The 21,035-nt window shown below is 45.3% G+C and carries 25 protein-coding genes and 1 other annotated feature; of the genes, 23 read left to right on the plus strand and 2 right to left on the minus strand.

From position 1 onward, the window contains the following. The first annotated feature begins 230 nt into the window (after positions 1–230). The 18 genes from MWM02_RS04595 (at position 231) to pheA (ending at position 13,102) form a co-directional block, all read left to right on the plus strand. On the plus strand, positions 231–1,175 hold the full coding sequence (locus tag MWM02_RS04595) for a type 2 periplasmic-binding domain-containing protein (protein ID WP_244403046.1): 945 nt from the start codon (positions 231–233) through the stop codon (positions 1,173–1,175). 114 nt (positions 1,176–1,289) lie between these two features. After that, a complete protein-coding gene (locus tag MWM02_RS04600; RefSeq protein WP_244403047.1) occupies positions 1,290–1,850 on the plus strand; it encodes a Maf family protein in 561 nt (186 codons plus the stop codon). 42 nt (positions 1,851–1,892) lie between these two features. Beyond that, on the plus strand, positions 1,893–2,573 hold the full coding sequence (radC, locus tag MWM02_RS04605) for a RadC family protein (protein ID WP_064549682.1): 681 nt from the start codon (positions 1,893–1,895) through the stop codon (positions 2,571–2,573). A 161-nt stretch (positions 2,574–2,734) separates the two neighbouring features. Then, the gene (locus MWM02_RS04610; protein WP_064549683.1) at positions 2,735–3,757 is read left to right on the plus strand and encodes a rod shape-determining protein; all 1,023 of its coding nucleotides are present in this window, start codon (positions 2,735–2,737) and stop codon (positions 3,755–3,757) included. Positions 3,758–3,778: 21 nt separating this feature from the next. Continuing rightward, a complete protein-coding gene (gene mreC, locus MWM02_RS04615) occupies positions 3,779–4,642 on the plus strand; it encodes a rod shape-determining protein MreC (protein WP_064549684.1) in 864 nt (287 codons plus the stop codon). Continuing rightward, positions 4,639–5,157: a rod shape-determining protein MreD gene (gene mreD, locus MWM02_RS04620; RefSeq protein ID WP_064549685.1), complete on the plus strand. Its 519-nt coding sequence runs from the start codon at positions 4,639–4,641 to the stop codon at positions 5,155–5,157. Before mreC ends, mreD begins: the two co-directional genes overlap by 4 nt. Positions 5,158–5,204: 47 nt before the next feature. Next, entirely contained in the window at positions 5,205–5,888 is a 684-nt protein-coding gene (minC, locus tag MWM02_RS04625) for a septum site-determining protein MinC (protein WP_244403048.1), read from the plus strand. A 2-nt stretch (positions 5,889–5,890) separates the two neighbouring features. Then, on the plus strand, positions 5,891–6,694 hold the full coding sequence (minD, locus tag MWM02_RS04630) for a septum site-determining protein MinD (RefSeq protein ID WP_064549687.1): 804 nt from the start codon (positions 5,891–5,893) through the stop codon (positions 6,692–6,694). A gap of 101 nt (positions 6,695–6,795) precedes the next feature. Beyond that, positions 6,796–7,563, plus strand: coding sequence for a M23 family metallopeptidase (locus MWM02_RS04635; RefSeq protein ID WP_244403049.1), 768 nt, complete (start codon positions 6,796–6,798; stop codon positions 7,561–7,563). Then, a complete protein-coding gene (locus tag MWM02_RS04640) occupies positions 7,556–8,419 on the plus strand; it encodes a M50 family metallopeptidase (protein ID WP_244403050.1) in 864 nt (287 codons plus the stop codon). The genes MWM02_RS04635 and MWM02_RS04640 overlap by 8 nt, the downstream gene beginning before the upstream one ends. A 90-nt stretch (positions 8,420–8,509) precedes the next feature. Further along, the gene (locus MWM02_RS04645) at positions 8,510–8,665 is read left to right on the plus strand and encodes a hypothetical protein (RefSeq protein WP_157778124.1); all 156 of its coding nucleotides are present in this window, start codon (positions 8,510–8,512) and stop codon (positions 8,663–8,665) included. Then, positions 8,531–8,612, plus strand: a sequence feature (ribosomal protein L21 leader region). It overlaps the preceding gene by 82 nt. After that, complete coding sequence (gene rplU, locus MWM02_RS04650; protein ID WP_003248892.1) at positions 8,628–8,936, plus strand: 50S ribosomal protein L21; 309 nt, start codon at positions 8,628–8,630, stop codon at positions 8,934–8,936. The genes MWM02_RS04645 and rplU overlap by 38 nt, the downstream gene beginning before the upstream one ends. A gap of 11 nt (positions 8,937–8,947) precedes the next feature. Continuing rightward, positions 8,948–9,280, plus strand: coding sequence for a ribosomal-processing cysteine protease Prp (locus tag MWM02_RS04655; RefSeq protein WP_064549690.1), 333 nt, complete (start codon positions 8,948–8,950; stop codon positions 9,278–9,280). Positions 9,281–9,295: 15 nt separating this feature from the next. Beyond that, positions 9,296–9,586 (plus strand): 50S ribosomal protein L27, encoded by a 291-nt coding sequence (gene rpmA / locus MWM02_RS04660; protein ID WP_003248896.1) that lies wholly within the window; start codon positions 9,296–9,298, stop codon positions 9,584–9,586. Positions 9,587–9,740: 154 nt separating this feature from the next. Further along, a complete protein-coding gene (locus tag MWM02_RS04665) occupies positions 9,741–10,280 on the plus strand; it encodes a sporulation initiation phosphotransferase B (RefSeq protein ID WP_064549691.1) in 540 nt (179 codons plus the stop codon). Positions 10,281–10,476: 196 nt separating this feature from the next. After that, positions 10,477–11,763: a GTPase ObgE gene (gene obgE / locus MWM02_RS04670; protein WP_064549692.1), complete on the plus strand. Its 1,287-nt coding sequence runs from the start codon at positions 10,477–10,479 to the stop codon at positions 11,761–11,763. Between the two features lie 25 nt (positions 11,764–11,788). Next, positions 11,789–12,232 (plus strand): ACT domain-containing protein, encoded by a 444-nt coding sequence (locus tag MWM02_RS04675; RefSeq protein ID WP_064549693.1) that lies wholly within the window; start codon positions 11,789–11,791, stop codon positions 12,230–12,232. A 21-nt stretch (positions 12,233–12,253) separates the two neighbouring features. After that, positions 12,254–13,102 (plus strand): prephenate dehydratase, encoded by an 849-nt coding sequence (gene pheA / locus MWM02_RS04680; RefSeq protein WP_064549694.1) that lies wholly within the window; start codon positions 12,254–12,256, stop codon positions 13,100–13,102. 88 nt (positions 13,103–13,190) lie between these two features. Here pheA and MWM02_RS04685 read toward each other — a convergent pair whose 3' ends face one another. Both MWM02_RS04685 and MWM02_RS04690 read right to left on the minus strand, forming a co-directional pair. After that, a complete protein-coding gene (locus MWM02_RS04685; RefSeq protein WP_064549695.1) occupies positions 13,191–13,730 on the minus strand; it encodes a transcription repressor NadR in 540 nt (179 codons plus the stop codon). Further along, complete coding sequence (locus MWM02_RS04690; RefSeq protein WP_244403051.1) at positions 13,727–14,872, minus strand: IscS subfamily cysteine desulfurase; 1,146 nt, start codon at positions 14,870–14,872, stop codon at positions 13,727–13,729. The genes MWM02_RS04685 and MWM02_RS04690 overlap by 4 nt, the downstream gene beginning before the upstream one ends. Before the next feature lie 104 nt (positions 14,873–14,976). Here MWM02_RS04690 and nadB point away from each other — a divergent pair, with 104 nt between their 5' ends. The 5 genes from nadB to MWM02_RS04715 all read left to right on the plus strand — a co-directional run bounded on the left by nadB (position 14,977) and on the right by MWM02_RS04715 (position 21,010). Then, positions 14,977–16,530, plus strand: coding sequence for an L-aspartate oxidase (gene nadB / locus MWM02_RS04695; RefSeq protein WP_064549697.1), 1,554 nt, complete (start codon positions 14,977–14,979; stop codon positions 16,528–16,530). 36 nt (positions 16,531–16,566) lie between these two features. Further along, a complete protein-coding gene (gene nadC, locus MWM02_RS04700) occupies positions 16,567–17,400 on the plus strand; it encodes a carboxylating nicotinate-nucleotide diphosphorylase (RefSeq protein ID WP_064549698.1) in 834 nt (277 codons plus the stop codon). 18 nt (positions 17,401–17,418) lie between these two features. After that, positions 17,419–18,522, plus strand: a complete 1,104-nt coding sequence (nadA, locus tag MWM02_RS04705) for a quinolinate synthase NadA (RefSeq protein WP_064549699.1) — start codon at positions 17,419–17,421, stop codon at positions 18,520–18,522. A gap of 159 nt (positions 18,523–18,681) precedes the next feature. Continuing rightward, positions 18,682–20,079: a SafA/ExsA family spore coat assembly protein gene (gene safA / locus MWM02_RS04710; RefSeq protein WP_244403052.1), complete on the plus strand. Its 1,398-nt coding sequence runs from the start codon at positions 18,682–18,684 to the stop codon at positions 20,077–20,079. Continuing rightward, positions 20,069–21,010: a phosphotransferase gene (locus MWM02_RS04715; protein ID WP_064549701.1), complete on the plus strand. Its 942-nt coding sequence runs from the start codon at positions 20,069–20,071 to the stop codon at positions 21,008–21,010. The genes safA and MWM02_RS04715 overlap by 11 nt, the downstream gene beginning before the upstream one ends. Positions 21,011–21,035 lie beyond the last annotated feature (25 nt).

The following is a 21,035-nucleotide window of genomic DNA, read 5'->3' on the forward strand; positions in this document are numbered from 1 at the left end:
GATGGACCGCTATTATTCTATTTGTTTAAAGGGAGAGACGAAACAGCTGTGCACTTATTCGGAGCAATCTCCAGAAGTTACTGTCGAAGCGTTGTCCGCTCAGCAAATACGTGACCAATAATAGCAAAATTTGCCGAAATGATCCGAGAACGAGACGACAAATGTCTTGTTCTTTTTTTCTTTATTTATGATAAGATAGGCGGGAAACGAAGGATAAGGATGGTGACATAATGGACAAGCATAGCCGGGAAATTACGGTGAAAATTAACGGAAAAGAACGGCCGTTTACTACCGATAAGCCGAAACATATAGAAACGAACGTGAACATCTTGGAAAAAGAAAAGGAAGCGGAGCCAAGACCGTACGCTTCTTTCCAACAAAAGAAAAAGAAACGGGAAAAACGTTCGCCCATTACCGGCGCGTTCAACGCACGGATCAAACCGGCGATTTTTTCGATTGCGATGGCGATCATGATTGGAACAGGTTTTGGATTTATCGTATTAAACGTTATTCCGAAGCAAAAAGCACACTCCCCGCAAACGTTAGAAACAGCGCTACCGATTCCAATGGAGTCGAAAAATTCGGCAAAACCAGCGGCGAAATCTGCTAATGAAGCAGCCGCTGCTTCCTTTACGGTCAGCGTGATTCAAGCGGGAGTATTTACAGATCGAGAAGCGGCGTCTGCCTACGCCCGACAGCTCCAGTCTTCCTCCATTCCTGTTGTGGTGGTCGGCGAAAAACAAGTCGCTTTGTTTATCGCCGTTGGAAATGACAAACAACAGTTGCAGGCGATAAATGAATGGTACAAGCAGAAGGCGCATAGTACATACATAAAATCACTATCGTTTGCCAACATTAACAGCAAGCGCAAGCCAGTAATAAAAGCAGGTGAAACGCTGTACAGGAAAATGACTTCCATTTCTGTCATTTTGTTAGGAAAAGGGAAGGTAAGCATAGAGGACTGGAAAAAGCTAGAGAATCATTATCAACAATTTAGGTCTCAAACGGTTCCTAACGACGATGATATCAAGCGATACGTTTCTCATATGAAAACCGCATATAACATGCTCATTGCTTACAAAACAAATCAAAGAGAGGAATTGTTGCAAAAAACACAGCAAGAATTGCTAGAAGCGTTAAAGTCGTATATTGCTGTTTTCCCATTGCGAAGCTAGCGAGCTTCTTTTTTTTCGCGTTTTTTCGCCTTTGAAAAATTGTGCTGAATCGCAAAATTTGGTACGATACATGTGTATCTTCCAATTTGAAACGAATGCAAAAGGGTGATATGGATGAAACAACTAATTTTAGCTTCGAGTTCCCCGCGTCGAAAACAGCTGCTTGAATTAGCTAACCTCCGCTTTCAAATCCTCGCTAGCCACGTTGATGAACAAATTCGCGAAGATGCATCCCCAGAGCAAGTCGTGCAGTCGCTTGCTTATCGCAAAGCGAAAGCCGTCGCTGATCACCATCCTCATGCGTATGTCATCGGAGCGGACACTGTCGTCGTTTATCAAAACAACATTTTAGGAAAGCCGAAGACAAAAGAAGAAGCAGCGGCGATGCTAGGCATGCTGTCAGGCGATGAACATGATGTGCTGACGGGAGTGGCGATTCTTTCCCCAAACGGCCAATCGTTGTTTGTGGAAAAAACGAAAGTGTTTTTTTGGGATTTAACGGAAGAAGAAATTTCCGATTACATTGCAACAGGAGAACCGATGGATAAAGCGGGAGCATACGGTATCCAAGGGCGAGCTGCTTTGTTTGTCAAACGCATTGAAGGAGACTATTTTACTGTTGTCGGGTTGCCGTTGTCGCGGACAGTGCGCGAGCTAAAGCGCCTTGGCTGGTAATTTTCCACTATTGATGAAAAAAAGGAGTGAAGATAAAATACGATGACGTTGATGATTCGTGATGTGCCAAAGGATGATCGCCCTCGTGAACGGCTTCTTTCTGCCGGTCCGGAAAGCTTGGCTGACCACGAACTGCTCGCTATTTTGCTTCGGACGGGAACAAAAGAAGAATCGGTATTGCAGCTTGCCCATCGTCTGCTTCAGCATTTTGAAGGGCTTCGGCTTCTAAAAGACGCTTCGATTGAAGAAATAACAAGCATAAAAGGAATCGGGACGACGAAGGCAATTCAAATTTTAGCAGCGATCGAGCTTGGGCGGCGAATTCACCGCCTCGGCTACAATGACCGCTATGTGATCCGCTCTCCTGAAGATGGCGCGAAATATGTCATGGAAGATATGCGTTTTTTGTCGCAAGAGCATTTTGTCGCCATTTATTTAAATACAAAAAATCAAGTGATTTACCGAAAAACGATATTTATCGGCAGCTTAAACGCCTCCATCGTTCATCCGCGCGAAGTGTTTAAAGAAGCGATTAAGCGCTCAGCCGCCTCGATTATTTGCGCGCATAATCATCCCTCCGGCGACCCCACTCCAAGTCGAGAAGATATTGATGTGACGAAACGTTTGGCTGAATGCGGCCGCATTATTGGAATCGAGTTGCTCGACCATCTCATCATTGGCGATCAAAAATTTGTTAGTTTAAAAGAAAAAGGGTACGTGTAGTAGTTCTCATTTTTTGTCGAATCAGTTATAATAACAATTATGAGTTTTTATCATGTTTTGGGCGGTGTTGTACAAAGCACTGAAACAAAAATATACGTAAAATCGACAAATTAAGCGGATTCTTATAAAAGCATTTCGTTTCAGAAAGGAAGATATAGACTATGTTTGGATTTGGAACAAGAGACCTTGGCATCGATTTAGGGACAGCAAATACGCTCGTGTATGTCAAAGGAAAAGGAATTGTTGTCAGAGAACCATCTGTTGTTGCATTGCAAAAAGATACAAAACAAATTGTCGCGGTCGGCAACGAAGCGAAAAATATGATTGGCCGGACTCCTGGAAATGTCGTCGCCCTTCGTCCGATGAAAGACGGGGTGATCGCCGACTATGAGACAACAGCGACGATGATGAAATATTACATTAAACAAGCGACAAAAAATAAAGGATTTTTTGCGGGAAAACCGTACGTGATGGTATGTGTGCCGTATGGGATCACCGCTGTGGAAGAGCGCGCTGTCATCGATGCGACGCGGCAGGCGGGAGCGCGCGACGCTTATACGATTGAAGAACCGTTTGCGGCGGCGATCGGCGCGAATCTTCCTGTATGGGAGCCGACGGGAAGCATGGTTGTTGACATCGGCGGTGGGACGACGGAAGTGGCGGTTATTTCTCTCGGCGGTATCGTCACAAGCCAGTCCATTCGCATCGCTGGTGACGAAATGGACGAGGCAATTATTCAGTATATCCGCAAAACGTATAATTTAATGATCGGGGAACGGACAGCGGAGGCGATTAAAGTGGAAATCGGATCGGCAGGGAACCCGGAAGGAATCGGGAAAATGGAAATCCGCGGCCGCGATCTACTGACAGGGCTTCCGAAGACGATCGAAATTAGCGCGGAGGAAATCGCAGAAGCGCTGCACGATACGGTTTACGCGATTGTCGATTCCGTAAAAAATACGTTAGAAAAGACACCGCCAGAATTAGCCGCAGATATTATGGATCGCGGCATCGTGCTTACAGGCGGCGGCGCGCTGCTGCGCAATCTTGATAAAGTCATTAGCAAAGAAACGGATATGCCTGTCATTGTTGCGGAAAATCCGCTCGATTGCGTGGCAATCGGAACAGGAAAGGCGTTAGACCATATCGATTTATTTAAAAACAAAGCGAGAGACCATCGCTGACAGTAAGAGGGTGTCAACATCATGCCACAGTTCTTTTTAAACAAACGGCTCATTTTATTGCTTGTTAGCATTATTATCCTCGTGGCATTGATTGGTTTTTCCTTAAAAGATCGCGAACTCACATGGCCGGAACAGTTTTTAAAAGATACAACCGGTTTTGTCCAACTTATTTTTCATAAGCCCGCACAGCTCGTTGCGGGCTTCTTTGAGAATGTAAATGATATAAGAAATACATATAAAGAAAACAAGCTATTAAAAGCGCGGCTCGAGGAATATGTGACGTTGGAAGCGCAAGTGCAGACGTTAAAAAAGGAAAATGAACGGCTTCGCGCTCTTTTAAATAAAAAAGAAAGCTTGCGCGATTTTATTCCAATCCAGGCCACTGTTATTGGAAGAAACCCGGACCGCTGGCAGGAAACGATCATCGTCAATAAAGGCGAGCAGCATGGTGTCAAGAAAGATATGGCCGTGATTACACCAGAAGGATTGGTCGGAAAAGTGCAGCACGCCTCTCAATTTACTTCCACCGTTCAATTGTTGAGTGCGCTCGATCAAACAAATCGGATTTCCGCCTATGTGCAAGGAAACGAAAATGTTTTTGGATTAATCGAAGGATATGATGAAAAACGAAGAGCGTTGTTGTTAAAACGAATTCCTTTTGACGCAAAAATCGAGAAAAAGCAAAAAGTGTTAACATCTGGTCTTGGCGGCGTTTTCCCAAAAGGTCTTCCTATCGGTGAAGTGATGGAGGTAGTGCCAGATCAATACGGGCTGACAAAAATGGTTTACGTGAAACCAGCGGCTAATTTTTACGATATTGATGACGTGATTATCGTGAAAAGAAAAATTGATGAAACGCTTGAGGAAAGGGAGGAAGCAAAGTGAAAAAGTGGGCGCTTCCTTTCCTTGCTGTTGTATGCTTTGTCAGTGAAAGCATTTTTGTTGATTTATGGCCAAAAAATCATTTATATATCGATTATTTTTTTGTACCGCGTTTTTTTCTTATATTTATCGTTTTTACTGCTATTTATATAGGGCGAACGCGCGCGATGATTTACGGATTGATTTTTGGCGTGCTTTATGATTGCGCCTACACGGAATTGCTTGGTGTTTATGCGTTTGCGTTTCCTTTAATCGCTTATATCGTGGCGAAAGCGATGAAAGTGTTTCATCAACATTGGCTGATTGCTTGTTTTCTTGGTCTCTTTTCGATCGCCATTCTCGAATTATATGTATATGGAATTCAACTGCTCATTGGAAGAACCAACATGCCATTTCAAGCGTTTTGTTTCAGAAGATTATGGCCGACGCTGTTGCTGAATGCTGTCTTTCTTGTGTTGTTTTCGTATCCGTTGAAGCAACGATTGGTAAAAATCAAGCGTTTGGAGCGGGAAGATTAAAAAGGAAAACGAACGTTTTTGTAGAATTATTCGTTGAGGTGAACGTTGTGGCGAAACAAAAACAACCGTATGTAACGATGAAAGGAACGAAAGATGGGCTGACGTTGCATCTCGATGACACGTGTTCCTATGATGAGCTGTTAAAAGAGCTCGAAGAAAAATTAGCGGCAAGCGAAAAAGCGGAATCGGACGGTCCGCTCGTTTCCGTTCATCTCAAAGTTGGCAATCGCTATTTGACCCCGAAACAAGAAGAGGAACTGCGCACATTAATTCGCCGCAAAAAAAATTTGGTCGTCGAATCGATTGAAAGCAATGTAATGACAAAGGAAGAAGCGCTGGAGTGGAAGAGAAAAACGGAAATTGTGTCAGTTTCCAAAATTGTTCGTTCAGGTCAGGTGCTGCATGTACAAGGAGATCTTTTATTAATCGGCGATGTTAATCCGGGAGGGATCGTTATTGCCGGTGGAAATATTTTTATACTCGGAGCGTTGCGCGGAATTGCTCACGCCGGGTATTACGGAAACAAAGAAGCGGTCATTGCCGCGTCGATTATGAAACCGACACAGCTGCGAATTGGCGATGTGATGAACCGGGCTCCCGATTACAAAACGGATGAGCGGAATGAAATGGAATGTGCGTATATCGATGAACATAATCAAATTGTTGTCGATCGTTTGCAGCTGCTGGCGCAGCTGCGACCGAATTTGACGCGGTTAGAAAGGGGAGTGTAACGGTGGGAGAAGCTATCGTCATTACGTCAGGGAAAGGCGGCGTCGGAAAGACGACAACAACGGCAAATGTCGGAACAGCGCTCGCGATCCTTGGAAAGCGGGTTTGCCTTGTTGATACAGATATCGGTTTGCGCAACCTCGATGTGGTGATGGGGTTGGAAAACCGCATTATTTATGACCTGGTTGACGTCGTGGAGGGGCGCTGTACTGTGCAAAAAGCGCTCGTAAAAGATAAACGATTTGACGATCATCTTTATTTACTGCCCGCCGCGCAAACAAGCGATAAATCGGCGGTCAGTCCGGAACAGATGAAACAGCTGATCGATGAGTTAAAACAAGATTATGATTATGTGCTAATCGACTGCCCGGCAGGCATTGAGCAAGGTTATCGAAACGCCGTAGCGGGGGCGGATGAGGCGATTGTTGTCACAACGCCGGAAGTATCGGCAGTTCGCGATGCTGATCGAATTATTGGCTTACTAGAAAACGAGGAACATATAAAGCCGCCGCGGCTTATCATTAACCGCATCCGCAGCCATATGGTGAAAAATGGAGATATGCTTGATGTCGACGAAATCGTCATGCACTTATCCATTGATTTGTTAGGGGTCATTGCCGATGATGAAAACGTGATCAAATCTTCCAATAAAGGCGAACCAATCGTTCTTGACCCAAACAGCAAGGCGTCGATCGCGTACCGTAATATCGCGCGGAGAATTCTCGGAGAGTCTGTCCCGCTGCAGTCGCTTGAAGAGGAGCAAAAAGGAATTTTCTCGAAAATAAAAAAATTGTTTGGTGTCCGTTAATCCCTGCTAATGAAGATGGCAGGGAATTTTTTATTTATCATATCTCCCAAGGTTGTCTAATAAACTAGTACAAACTATGCCGGGAGGGATGGTGAGGAATAATGAAGCGACGTGCCAGCGACATCCGCAAGCGCGTGGAAAAGCGGAGAAAAGAAAGGCGGCAACGTTATGGAACACCGCAACAGGAATTGTGGGCGATCACCGATGAACAGCGATACGGCCAGCCAGTAGTGACGTATGACCGCTATACATTTGAAGAGAAGCATCCATTATTTAGCAAAGAAGCGTTCATTTTGAAAATGCTTTTCTCCGCCTGTCTTGTTTTAGCAACAGCTATTTTATTTAAAAATCCATCTGGCTCGCTAGAACCAGCACGTCAATTTGTGAAAGATACAATGGAGAAAGAGTTTCAGTTTGCGACGGTTTCCAAATGGTATGAAAAGCAGTTTGGCGAACCGCTGGCATTCATTCCAACAAAGACGGAAAAACAAATAAAAACGGAGCCAAAGCAATACGCTGTTCCTGCATCAGGCCGCGTTCTCGAAAGTTTCCAGAAAAACGGGCAAGGCGTTATGGTAGAAACAGCTAGTAACGCGAAGGTAGAAGCAGTAAATGAAGGAATCGTTATATTTGCCGGCACAAAGGAGAAACTTGGGAAAACCGTGATCATCCAACATGCAGATGGAAGTGAGTCATGGTATGGCAGCTTAGGGTCGATTGCCGTGAAACTATATGATTTTGTGGAGACAGGTAAAGAAGTTGGAACAGCGATGACAAACAGCCATGATCAAACAAAGGCGGTATTTTATTTTGCCATTAAACAAGGGGATCATTTTATTGATCCGATTCAGGTGATTTCTTTTGAATAAGTATGTTCGATTGTTTGGCAACATTCACATCCATCCGCTGTTATGGCTGTTTAGCGGCATTGCGGTGATGACCGCTCACTTTAAGCAACTGTTTCTTTTATTTTTTATTGTGTTGATTCATGAGCTTGGGCACGCTGTTGCTGCCGCCTTTTTTTCATGGCGTGTGAAGCGAATTTTGCTTTTGCCGTTTGGGGGAGTGGCAGAGGTGGAGGAACACGGAAACCGCCCGTTTCGCGAAGAGCTTATTGTAACGCTAGCTGGACCAGCGCAACACCTTTGGTTGATGGCGATTGCGCTTTTTTTATGGAAGATGGGGATGATGACGAGCGAAGGATGGAATTTATTTATTCATTACAATACTGCAATTCTCGTGATCAATTTATTGCCGATTTGGCCGCTAGACGGCGGAAAGTTAATGTTTCTTTTTTTCACTTATTATTTTCCATTTAGCGAGGCGCATCAAAAAACAATTGTATCGTCCATGGCCATGCTCGCTTTTTTTGCCATCGCCGTTTTGTTCATACAACCAAAACAACTTGATTTATGGATGATCGTCATGTTTCTTATCGCATCGCTGTGGAAAGAGTGGAAACATCGCCATTATGTTGTCATGCGCTTTTTATTGGAACGTTATTACGGAAAACGGAGCGATTATACAAAATTGCGAACGATCTCTGTTTTCGAAGAGGAGCGAATTTCCCAAGTGTTGCAAAAATTTTACCGCGGTCAAAAACATTCGATCGTTATAATGAGATATAATAGCGAACGTGTAACATTGGACGAAAATGAAATTTTGCATGCTTTTTTTGCTGAAAAACAGACAGACGTTCCGTTAAGCCAGCTTATTTACGTGTAAGGGAAACATATTGACATTTTTCTTTTAGTTATGATAATATTTCTTACGTTGTAGAATTTTTGTGCCGTTTGCATAAGCGGGCAAAAAGCGGTGCAGCGCATATTTACAGCACCCGTACTACAACCGCTCAGCGCGGGTTTTCAAAGCGTTCGCGATGCGAACCGCCTTGTCGCTGGCGAGTCTGAGTCTATATGGGGAGGTGCGATTCATGTACGCGATTATCGAAACTGGCGGCAAACAAATTAAAGTGGAAGAAGGACAAGAAATTTATATCGAAAAAATTGATGCCGCTGAAGGGGAGACGGTAACGTTTGACAAAGTGTTGTTTGTAGGCGGCGAAACAGTAAAAATCGGCAACCCTACGGTAGAAGGGGCAACGGTAACGGCGAAAGTGCAAAAACACGGCCGTCAAAAGAAAATTATCGTTTTCAAATATAAGCCGAAAAAGAACTACCGTCGCAAACAAGGTCACCGTCAACCTTACACGAAAGTCGTCATTGAAAAAATTAATGCATAAAGGCATGAGCGATGATTAATGTAGAAATTGAGCGCACAAAGGAAGGGAAAATTCGCGCGTTCACGATGAAAGGACACGCGAATTTTGCGCAGCATGGGCAAGATATCGTTTGTGCTGGAGCATCGGCGGTTTCGTTTGGCACGGTCAATTCGATCATGGCGCTAACGAACGTTCAACCGCATATTACGCAAGGAGAAAATGGCGGCTATCTCCGCTGCGAGCTTCCTCGCATTGACGACGAAGCGACGGCAGAGAAAGTTCAGCTCCTCCTTGAAGCGATGCTCGTTTCTTTACAAACGATTGAACGCGATTATGGAGAATATATCCGCGTGATTCAACGGTAACGGGAGGTGACGTATATGCTAAGACTTGATCTCCAATTTTTCGCGTCGAAAAAAGGGGTAGGTTCGACAAAGAACGGACGCGACTCCATCGCGAAGCGTCTTGGCGCGAAACGCGCTGACGGTCAATTCGTTACTGGCGGCTCGATTCTTTATCGTCAACGCGGCACGAAAATCCATCCGGGATTGAACGTTGGTCGCGGCGGCGATGACACGCTTTATGCGAAAATCGACGGCATCGTTCGTTTTGAACGGTTAGGCCGCAACCGTAAAAAAGTGAGCGTATATCCTGTCAGCAAAGAAGCGTAAACAGCTTGGAGAAAACTCTAACCTTGCTTGGTTAGAGTTTTCTTTTTGCTTTTCGGAAAAGCGCGAAAAATCATTCCCGTTTCTTGTAAAAAAATGCTATAGTAAAAGATGATAGATCATAAGCGGTGTAAATTTATAAATGGGAGCGCTGTGGATGGAAAATCAATGGAGGATAGTCGATGTATTGCGCCATTCTCGCCATGACTGGCTGAATAAAATTCAGCTGATTAAAGGGAATTTGGCGTTAAATAAAATAGAACGCGTTTACGAAATTATTGACGAAATTATTCGCGATATGCAACAGGAAACGAGGCTTACCAATTTAAAAGCGGTGCAATTTGCAGAATGGATGATGACTTATAATTGGAAAACACGGCTGATTTCGTTAGAATATGAGGTGCTTGGGGATGAATGTGATTTATCATCTTATGATGCGGATTTAACGGCATGGAGCAGCAAGTTTTTAACCTTAATGGAAAACCAAGCGGATGCGCATGATGAAAACCATATGAGCATTTCCATTGAAGTGTTAAAAAAGGAAGTAAAGCTGTTTTTTGATTATCGCGGGGCGATAAAAGATAAAAACCGCATCGTTCAATGGCTTCGCGACCATCAACAGCAAGCGGCGATCCATCTTGAATCTTTTCATATACATAATCATGAATTGACCGTGCTTATAAAAATTTTGCTTTAGCATGAAGACAGATCTGTTTAGAATATGAAATGACGGATTTATTTGTATCGTTTGCGCGCATTGACATCGAACGGAAACGGTGCCCGGTACGTTCTTTGTTTAGCAGCACCGTTTTGTTTTTCATGTGAAACACTTTGCAAATTTTGTGTAAAATAATAAGCAGCTATGGCATCAAGAATAGATCGGAGGAAAAAAGATGTTTGTCGATCAAGTGAAAATTTACGTCAAAGGCGGCGATGGCGGTAACGGGATCGTCGCGTTCCGCCGGGAGAAATATGTGCCAAAAGGTGGGCCGGCCGGCGGTGATGGCGGAAAAGGAGGCGACGTGGTATTCGTCGTCGATGAAGGGTTAAGGACGCTGATGGATTTTCGTTATCAGCGCCATTTTAAGGCAGCAAGAGGCGAAAACGGCATGTCAAAAAACCAGCATGGGAAAAATGCGGAGGACTTGATCGTGAAAGTGCCGCCGGGAACGGTCGTCATTGACGCCGATACGAATCAAGTATTAGCCGATTTAACGGAAAACGGACAGCGGTTTGTCGTTGCAAAAGGCGGACGCGGGGGACGCGGAAATACACGCTTTGCCACCCCGGCAAATCCCGCTCCAGAAATTGCGGAAAACGGGGAACCGGGCGAGGAACGGAATGTCATCCTCGAATTAAAACTTCTTGCCGATGTCGGTTTGGTCGGTTTTCCGAGCGTCGGCAAATCCACGCTTCTTTCCGTTGTTTCCGCCGCGAAGCCAAAAATTGCCGCGTATCATTTTACTACGCTTGTTCCCAATTTAGGAGTGGTGGAAACGGATGATGGCAGAAGCTTTGTGATGGCGGACTTGCCGGGCCTTATTGAAGGTGCGCATCAAGGCGTCGGGTTAGGTCATCAGTTTTTGCGCCATATCGAACGGACGCGCGTCATCGTCCATGTGATTGACATGGCGGCAATAGAAGGGCGTGATCCATACGAAGATTATTTAGTGATTAACGAGGAGTTGAAACAGTACAATTTGCGCTTAACAGAGCGACCGCAAATCATTGCGGCCAACAAGATGGACATGCCAAATGCGGAAGAAAACTTGAAAAAGTTTAGAGAAAAACTCGGAGATAAAGTCCCGATTTTTCCGATTTCTGCCGTGACAAGACAAGGAGTGCGCGAGCTGTTATTTGCGATTGCCGACCTTTTGGAAACAACGCCGGAATTCCCGCTCCATGAGACAGAAGAGCCGGGTCTGCAACGCGTCGTCTACAAATACGAAAAAGAGGAACCACCGTTTACGATTACGAGAGGTAGCGATGGAGCGTTTATTTTATCTGGCGAAAAAGTCGAAAAGCTATTTAAAATGACCGATTTTTCTAGAGAGGAATCTGTTCGCCGCTTTGCACGGCAATTGCGGGCGATGGGCGTCGATGACGCGTTGCGCGAGCGCGGCGCGAAAGATGGCGATATTGTAAGGCTTTTAGATTACGAATTTGAGTTTGTCGATTAACGTTGGAGGGGGCAGGGGAGGTTCGTTGGATAAAAAATTTTACTTAGTTCGCGAAGACGTATTGCCGGAAGCGATGCGAAAAGTGCTCTTAGCAAAAGAATTGTTGGAAAGAAAAAAAGTTGACTCTGTCGCGGAAGCGGTACAACTGGTCAATGTCAGCCGGAGCGTGTTTTATAAGTATCGCGATGCGGTGTTTCCGTTTCAAGCGGTAGTGAAAGAAAGCATTGTTACGTTATTTTTTCATTTAGAAGACCGCTCCGGCACGCTTTCCCAACTGCTTAGCGTCGTCGCTGCAGCCGGCTGCAACGTGCTGACGATTCACCAAACGATTCCGCTTCAGGGCCGCGCGAATGTCACGCTATCGATCAGCACAAACGAGATGAAAGAAGATATCGAGGAGCTGCTTACAAAATTGCGGCGGCTCGAATTTGTCGAAAAAGTCGAAATCGTTGGTTCAGGTGCTTACTAAAGTTAAGGGAGAGGCAGCAGAATGAAAATTGGCTATTTAGGTCCGAAAGCGACATTTACCGATTTAGCGGTGACCACCATGTTTCCTCACGTAGAAAAAATCCCGTATCATACAATTCCGGAGTGTATTGATGCGGTAAGCAACGAAGAGATTGACGCCGGGGTGGTGCCGCTGGAAAACGCGCTGGAAGGATCGGTGAATTTAACGCTCGATTATTTAATTCATGAACAGTCGCTTCCGATTGTCGGGGAAATTATCGCCCCGATTCAACAACATTTAATGGTGCATCCGTACCATGCGCATCATTGGACGGAAGTGAAAGAAATTTATTCCCACTCGCATGCGATTGCGCAATGCCACAAATTTTTGCATGTTCATTTGAAAAAAGCGAAGCACGTATATATGACATCGACGAGCGCGGCGGCGAAATTCGTCAGCGAACACCCGCACCTTCCAATCGCGGCGATTGCCAACCGGCTGGCGGCCGAAGAATACGGGCTTACGATTGTGCAAGAAAACATTCATGACTATGATTATAACCATACGCGTTTTATTATCGTCCGCAAGCAAAACGAACCGCTGAAAATCGACTCTCCGCTTTATGCCGGCGATAAAACGACGTTGATGGTGATGCTCCCAAAAGATCAGCCTGGCGCTCTTCACCAAGTGCTTTCCGCGTTTGCGTGGCGCAAATTAAACTTAACGAAAATCGAATCCCGCCCTGCGAAAACGGGGCTTGGCAACTATTTTTTCATTATTGATATTGATCAAAAAATGGATGATGTGTTAATTCCAAGCGCGATCGCGGAGCTTGAAGCGCTTGATTGCACCGTCCAAGTGTTAGGGAGTTATCCGTATTATATTATTTGAAGCAGAGGGATTTTGGAAAAAATAAACCATCCCTGGCCTATAGCGACAGGGATGGTTTTATTCTTTATGGACGGCAATGGCTTTGTGGCTATGATTCAATGAGAAATCCCGCTTTTTTCAGGGCATGACAGGCGGCATCGAGTTTTGCAAGAGAATCCGCTTCAATCGTATGAAGATGTGTGCCGTCCGTTAGCTGCAGCAAATATGATGCCTTCGTTTCTTCAATTTTTTGAATAAATTGATCGACTTCAAGCCGATTGCTCACCATCACGGAAGCAGTTAAGTCTCCGTATACGGGATGTTCGATTTTGACATCTTTGACGGTGACGCCGTGGTCGACGAGAATATATAATTCTTCTTTCGTTTGCTCGGGCGTATGAAAGCATGCAATCGTGCGCACATACGTTTGCGCCGGAACGTTTGGCGGCAAGTATAAATAGCCTTGGCTTGTGGCAATAATCGGTTCATTTCGCGCTTTTAAGAGCGAAATATCCTGCACGACCACTTGGCGGCTGACGTTCGTTTTTGCCGCGAGTTCGGCGCCGGTGATCGGCCGGTCGCTTTCTTTCAGCCACTGCAAAATGAGCTGGCGTCGTTGTTCCCCGAGAATTTTTTTCTCTTCTTTCAACTTATTTCAGGCTCCTTTCTTTGTTGACAGATTCGTTCAAGGGAAGACACGAATTGGCAAATATCTTTTTCCGTTGTCCATTTTCCAAATGAAACGCGTATAAATTGCTTTGCTTCTTCTATGGATTTTCCAACTGCCAACATCGTCCGTGGAGGGGCCTGTTTCCCTATTTGGCATGCACTTCCAGTGGAAATGGCAATGTTATCACGGTTGCATTCCAGCATGACGTATTGGCCTTCGATTCCATGAACGGAAAGGCCGACAATATGCGGCAGACGCGCGTCAGGATGTCCTTCTACTGTAACGGGCAAGCTCTTTTCATGAATAAGCGCCAGTAAACAACGGCGCAGTTGTTCGAGGCGTGCGTGTTCGGAATCCATATTATCGCAAATGTGCTGTGCAGCTGTAATGAAAGAAGTAATTCCAGGCACATTGACGGTTCCGGGGCGAAACCCATATTCATGGGTAGCGTTTGGAAAGCAAGGTTGCCATTTGATGCGCGGATCGATATATACCGCGCCCACTCCTTTTGGTCCATAAATTTTATGAGCGGAAATCGAAAGGCTGTCAACGGACATCTTCTTCACATCTATTCGTATTTTACCAAAAGTTTGCACACAATCGCTATGAAAGATTACACCAAGTCGCCGTAATCGTCGCCCAATTTCCGCTATTGGCTGTATTGTGCCGATTTCTGAATTGGCGTGTTGAATGGAGACAAGAATCGTTTTCGGCGTAATTGCCCGCTCCAAGTCGTCGACGTCAATTTGACCAAAGCGGTCAACCGGCAAATAAGTAACATCAAATCCTTCCATTTCTAACTGTTGAAATAAATGATAAAGAGAAGCGTGTTCTATTTCGGTTGTGATGAGATGGTTGCCGCGGTGGCGATGTGCGGCAACGAGCGAACGGATAGCAAGAATATTCGACTCTGTTCCCCCGCTTGTAAAATAAACCCCCCGTTTCTCGCCGCCAATAAGTGCGGCAAGCTCTTTTCGACAAAGCGTTAAAAGCCGGTCTGCATTGCTTCCAATATCGTGTAAACTGCTTGCATTTCCGAAGTAGGCGGATGCTGCTTCTACATAGGCATTGATCGCTTCTTTGCTCATCGGCGTTGTAGCGGCATAGTCCAGATAAATCATCAAAACCATTCCTTTTGTTCATAAAATGTGTATAAAACTCTTGTCATTAGTTTAAATATATGTCAATATATGTGTCAAGACAGTATTAATTAGGAGGCGCTTTTATGCTAGAAACTGAAGTGATTATTGTCGGAAGTGGCGTCGCAGCGTTAACCACTGCCTATTATTTGCATGAACATAAAAATGTGACAATTTTCACAAAAGCAAAAAAAGAAGATAGTAATTCATGGCTGGCGCAAGGCGGTGTCGCTGCGTCCATTTCAAAGGAGGATGACTGGCGTTGCCATTTTGAGGACACGATGGCTGCTGGATGCCAACATAATGATGAAAAGGCGGTTGAACTGCTTGTTCGCGAAGGGCCAAAACGAATTCGCGAATTGATGAAAGCAGGATTATCATTCGATGTCGATCAGGACGGCAGCCTTCATCTTGGGCAGGAAGGAGGGCACAGAAAGCGGCGAATTTTGCACGCGGAAGGAGATCAGACAGGACGGGTGATAGTTTCGTTTTTGTTAGAAACGCTAATGGGAAGTGTGACGATCATCGAGAAGGAGTATGTCATCGAACTAATTGTACAAAATGGACGCTGCATCGGAGTTAAGACGAAGGATCCATCAGGTAAAACTGCGTGCTACTACGCTAGCGCCGTCGTGCTCGCGGCGGGAGGATGCGCGGGGATGTACGCTTTTTCTTCAAACGCTTCAACGGCTACAGGGGATGGAATTGCATTAGCTTATCGCGCCGGCGCCGTTATTGCCGATATCGAATTTATTCAATTCCATCCGACAATGTTGTTTGTCAATGGGAAAGCGGCTGGGTTAATTTCAGAAGCAGTGCGCGGTGAGGGAGCGGTGTTAGTGAGCGAAGACGGGCGGAGAATAATGACGCATATCCATCCGCTGCAGGATTTAGCTCCGCGCGATATTGTAGCGCGCACTATTTATGACGAAATGAGCAAAGGACATCATGTCTATTTAGATATTTCAGCTATTCATCGCTACCGCGAACGATTTCCGACGATGACAAATCTATGTGCGAAACATGGTATTGATATGGAAACCGGCAGGCTTCCGATTGTGCCAGGTGCACATTTTTTGATGGGGGGTGTGTTGGTTAATGATTGCGGCCAAACTTCCATACAAGGGTTATATGCCGTCGGAGAGGTGGCATGTACGGGAGTTCATGGAGCAAATCGGTTGGCGAGCAATTCGCTGCTAGAGGGAATTGTATTCGGGGCGCGCGCGGCAGAGGCTGTCCGAAAGGAGACAGCACCGCCGATACAATTGCGTAAAAAAACAAATGATATACAAAGCGATATTAAAAGAGTCGTGCACAATTTACCGGAAATAACAGCCATTCAAACGACCATGTCAACATATATCGGCATCGTTCGTGATGAACAAGGAATGCAATATGCAAAAAAGTGGTTTGAACAATTTCCGTTATCTGACTTTGTGAACAGTTCACTTGATGATTTTTCCATCGAGGAAATTACGGTTATTCATATGCTGCTAACAGGCTGGCTAATAACGACATCAGCGCTGCAACGTACAGAAAGCCGAGGAGGGCATTACCGTTCCGACTATCCATTTGAGCGGGAGCAATGGAAAAAGCGGAGGATTTGGCGGATAAAGAGCGAGCTAAATGTAATAGCGTAGCGGAGCATCGACACTGGAAGAATGGGGGAAAGGAGAATGAACCAACTCAAATTACAACAGCTATTGCGGCAATTTTTCATTGAAGATATTGGCGAACAGGATATTACGAGTGAAACGATTTTTCCAGAAAACGAATGGGCGGCAGGAACGTTTACGGCAAAGGAAGACGGGGTGTTAGCGGGTATAGGTATTATTGCGACAGGATATCGTCTATTGCATCCGGCTATCGATGTAACGCTTTATAAACGGGATGGAGAACAGGTGAAAAGAGAGGAGACGATTGCCGTCGCCTCTGGACCGGTCGTTCCGTTATTGGCAGGTGAGCGCGTTATTTTAAATTTGCTGCAGCGAATGAGCGGCATTGCTACATTAACACATCAAGCGGTAATGGCGCTAAACAGCAGCCATACGCGCATTTGCGACACAAGAAAAACAACGCCGGGCTTGCGGATGTTGGAAAAGTACGCCGTTACGTGCGGCGGCGGCTATAATCACCGTTTTGGCTTATATGATGGCGTCATGATTAAAGATAACCATATCGCTTTTTGCGGTTCGATTACGAAAGCGGTGCAGACGGTACGCGCGAAGCTCGGTCCTATGGTCAAAATCGAAGTGGAAACGGAAACAAAAGAGCAAGTGTTAGAAGCGGTGGAAGCGGGAGTCGATGGCATTATGTTTGATAACCGTACTCCAGAGGAAGTGAGCGAGTTCGTTTCGCTAGTGCCGAAGCCGATTATTACCGAGGCGTCGGGCGGGATCACGCTCGAAAACCTCGCTGCGTACGGGACAACTGGCGTAGATTATATTTCTCTCGGGATGTTGACACATTCTGCTAAATCATTAGATATTAGTTTTCATTTGCAAAGATGAATGTAGGGGGAGAAAATAATGGACGTGTTAGAAGCAATGAAGCGGCTTGATCATATGCCGGAAAGTTATAAGACAATGAGCATAAAAGAGATGGAAGCACGCGTTCACGCAATAAAAGAACGATTTGGAAACAAGTTGTTCATCCCAGGGCATCATTATCAAAAAGACGAAGTGATTCAGTTTGCCGATGCAACGGGCGATTCGCTGCAACTTGCGCAAGTGGCGGCGCAAAACAGCGAAGCAGAGTACATCGTGTTTTGCGGCGTACATTTTATGGCAGAAACGGCAGATATTTTAACGAATCCCCGTCAAAAAGTCATTTTGCCGGATATGCGGGCCGGGTGCTCGATGGCTGATATGGCGGACATTGCACAAGTGGAACGGGCGTGGCCGATATTACGCGATCTGTTTGGCGACACGATTTTGCCGTTAACGTATATAAATTCGACGGCAGCGATTAAAGCGTTTGTTGGGCGCTGTGGCGGCGCGACCGTTACTTCTTCAAACGCGAAAAAAATGGTGGCGTGGGCACTGAAGCAAAAAGAGCGAATTTTCTTTTTGCCGGATCAACATTTGGGGAGAAACACAGCATACCAACTTGGAGTCGCTCTTGATGAAATGGCGGTATGGGATCCGCATACAGATCGCTTAGAATATAAAGGCAATATAAAGAAAGTAAAAGTGATTCTTTGGAAAGGGCATTGCTCCGTTCACGAAAATTTTACCGTCCGTCATATTGAGCACATCCGGCAGACAAAGCCGGACGTGAATATTATCGTTCATCCGGAATGTAGCTGGGATGTTGTACAGCAAGCCGATTATGTCGGTTCAACGAAATACATTATTGAAACGATCCGAAACGCTCCGGCTGGAAGCAAATGGGCAATCGGCACGGAAATGAATTTAGTCAACCGGATTATTCGCGAACATCCCGATAAAGAAATTGTCTCGTTAAACCCGTACATGTGCCCGTGTTTCACGATGAACCGCATCGATTTGCCGCATTTGTTATGGGCGCTCGAATTGCTTGAAAGAGGCGTAATCGTTAACCAAATTGCCGTTCCGCCGCTGATTGCGCAAGATGCTTCGCAGGCGCTTACCCGGATGTTAGCGTTGGCGTAAAGAATCACATCCTGTCAGACGGAATAATCACTGTCTGACAGGATGATTTTTTTATCATAAAATAGCTGTCTTTATCATAGATTATGTTGAAGGATGATGGTGACAACAAGCGAAAGCTGAAATACAATGCGAACAGTTTCGGTTTAGGAGGGGGACGCAGTGAAAATCCATATTGTCCAAAAAGGCGACACGCTTTGGAAAATTGCGCAAAAGTACGGTGTCGACTTTGAACAATTAAAAAAAATGAACGGTCATTTAAGCAATCCAAATATGATTATGCCGGGAATGAAAATTAAAGTGCCGACTGCCGGAGTTCCGGTAAAAAAAGAGATGCCGAAAAAAGAAACGAAAATAAATATGGTTCCAAAACAAGAGATGGAAAATGTGGAACATCCGTATGCCAACATAAAACCGTTTATATCTGTGGATATTGAAACAGAACTTTCCCCAAATGTTCCATCTCCGGAAAAAGAAAAAGTCAAAGAATCCCCAAAACCGTCAATGAATGAAACGCCAAAACCGGCGGTGAACGAATCGCCAAAGCCGCTAGTAAATGAGCAGCCAAAACCAATCAAAAAAGAAATGCCGAAACCATCAATGAATGAAGCGCCGAAGCTGCCAATGAATGAATCCCCAAAACCGACGGTGAATGAATCGCCGCATCCGCCAGTCAATGAGCCGCCAAAACAGCTAATGAACGAGCCGCATAAAATACCGAACATCGCACCAACTTCGGAAAAAGAATTAAAAAAACAGCTAAATATACCACCGCTATCACATACGATTCCGCCAGTTGCTCCAAACGTAAATATTAACTTTTCCAATGCACTTTCAAACGTTCTGCCGATTCCGCCGAAGCCAGAAAATATTTTACCAGGGATAATGAAACCAGAAGCAGAAATAGAAAGCCCTGCGGAAACGGCAGAAAAAGAAAAGGCAGAAATGGATAACGATACACCACCGGCGCTGCCAAACATTCCGCATGTACCGGTCATGCCGCAACCATATTTAACAGGAATGCCACTGCTTGCACCGCTACCGCAATATCCGTGCGTTCCAGTCACTCCGGTTTTGCCAGATGCCGGATTTTATTTTCCGTTCATGCCATCAATGCCAAGCAGTTACCCAACATATCCGCAGCCATTAACGGATCAGATGGAATCAAGCAGTTCCCATGCGTTTCCTGGCATTGAAGAAAGCAGCAGCGAATCAGGAGAAGCACCACCAATGCCAGATCATCATGCAGAAAATGTCGCGCCATCAACAGCAGCCAATATCGCGCCAATTGGATATTCACCACTTCCTTCGCCTGCACTTGCTCCTTATCCAATGGTGCCATGCACACCGATAACGCCAGTAATGCAAGTGCATGGATGGAATCCAATGTTTTATTCGTACATGCCGCCTGCATTCGCTTCATATCCAGTCCAACCATATGTTGCAGGACCGGCATACCCATTCCCACAAGCTTCGCCTGCACCAGCGTTCCTTCGCGGGGAAGAACGACCGTTTACAGAACCGCAAGATACGGCGGGCGACGATCATAATGAACAATAGACGAAAAAGAGGCGATGGAATTGGTCGTCTCTTTTTTCTTCTGCAAAACGAATACGGTTTGCGCGTGAAAAGCATCAAAATGGTCAAACAAAATGTATGGGTCGTCACCGCATGCGAAGGGTGTTGGGTTGCAAAACGGTATCGAACTTTTTTCGAAGCGATGAGGCAAGCGGTGTTTATGCAGTCGCTGAGACAGGCGGGGTTTGCCCATGTTCCCGCTGTATATACTGCTATTGGGCAAAATGGGGTATTTTTTGTTGAAAACGCTTTTTGGATCATGCAAACATATATTTCTGATGCGGAAAGATTGTCATTTGCTCGCCGGCAAGATATCGCCGATGGGCTCGAATTGTTGCAAACGTACCATTTTATCACCGCGATGCTGGTGAAAATTCCGACGTTTCAAACAATTATTCCGCACTATCACCTATATAGCAAGTGGCGGCGCCGTTATGATGAGTTTTATTCCCATTTATCGTTGCTGGAGCGAATAATGGATAAAGAAGATATCGCTTGGACAATTCAACATGCCGAATATTGCCTTTCCACTTTCGCAAGCTATATGCCTCTTTTGGCGGAGGAACCTGTTGCGATTATTCACGGCGATGTCGCATCCCATAATTTTTTGCGGACAAAAGAGGGAATGATTTATTTAATCGATTATGACACGGTTGCCGTCGCCCCGCCGGGCATCGATTATTTGCAGTACGCCAGCCGTATTTTGCCTCATTTGCAATGGTCTTTTACAAAGTTATTTCAATTTTCTCGTTTTTCACGGTGGCTTACAAAGCCGTGGTTTTTACATGCCCTTTTATTTCCCGCTGATATTATGCGGGAATGGCGCTTTGCGCTACGGCGCAACAGACGCCTTTCTGTTGCACGCGAAGAACGTAATCAGTTTGTCCGCGAAATTATCGATATGATAAAATGATATATGGAATTTTTCGTGAAAGGAA

The organism is Parageobacillus sp. KH3-4 (assembly GCF_022846435.1).
GTDB lineage: Bacteria > Bacillota > Bacilli > Bacillales > Anoxybacillaceae > Parageobacillus > Parageobacillus thermoglucosidasius_A.